1 protein-coding gene is annotated in these 738 nt (G+C 73.4%); it reads right to left on the bottom strand.

Features of this window, described 5'->3' with window-relative positions; genetic code table 11:
- Positions 1 to 738: ketoacyl-synthetase C-terminal extension domain-containing protein (locus tag AXW62_RS39055; protein ID WP_159061097.1), on the bottom strand; the 738-nt coding region annotated here is incomplete at both ends.

The following is a 738-nucleotide window of genomic DNA, read 5'->3' as shown; positions in this document are numbered from 1 at the left end:
TGGCGAAGACGGGTGACTGGTCCAGGAGTTGGGCTCCCATACCGGTCCATTGCGCGCCCTGGCCGGGGAAGACGAAGACGGTTTTGCCGGGGGTGGTGGCGTGGCCGGTGATCAGGCGGGGGTGGGGCTGTCCGGTCGCGAGGGCGGTGAGGGCGGCCGTGGCCTCACCACTGTCGCTGTCGCTGTCGGCGCCGGTGTCGGTGAGGATGACGGCGCGGTGGTCGTGGGTGGTGCGGGTGGTGGCCAGTGACCAGCCGATGTCCACCGGGCGCGCGTCCACACCGGACGCCAGGAGGTCCAGCAGCCGCTGGGCCTGGTCCCGCAGGGCGCCGGGAGTCTTGGCGGACAGTACCCAGGGTGCGACGCCGCCGGTGGCGACGAGGCCGGGGGTGTCCGTACTGTCGTCCGCCGCCGGGGTGGCTTCGGGCGCGGGTTCGGGGTCGGGGGCCTGCTCCAGGATCAGATGGGCGTTGGTCCCGCTGATACCGAAGGAGGAGATCCCGGCGCGGCGCGGGTGCCCGGTCTCGGGCCAGGGCCGTGCCTCGGTGAGCAGGGACACCGCGCCCGAGGCCCAGTCCACTTCCGGAGTGGGCCGCTGAGCGTGCAGGGACCGCGGCAGCGTCCCGTGCCGCATCGCCAGCACCATCTTGATGACGCTGGAGACGCCCGCCGCGGCCAGCGTGTGCCCGGTGTTGGACTTCAGCGAGCCGAGCCACAGGGGCTGGTCCGCCGGGCGGT

Origin of the sequence: Streptomyces hygroscopicus subsp. hygroscopicus (genome assembly GCF_001553455.1) — a bacterium.
GTDB classification, from domain to species: Bacteria; Actinomycetota; Actinomycetes; order Streptomycetales; family Streptomycetaceae; genus Streptomyces; species Streptomyces hygroscopicus.
Note: the sequence above shows the minus strand (reverse complement) of the source record. Positions and strands in the feature narration are given on the sequence as shown.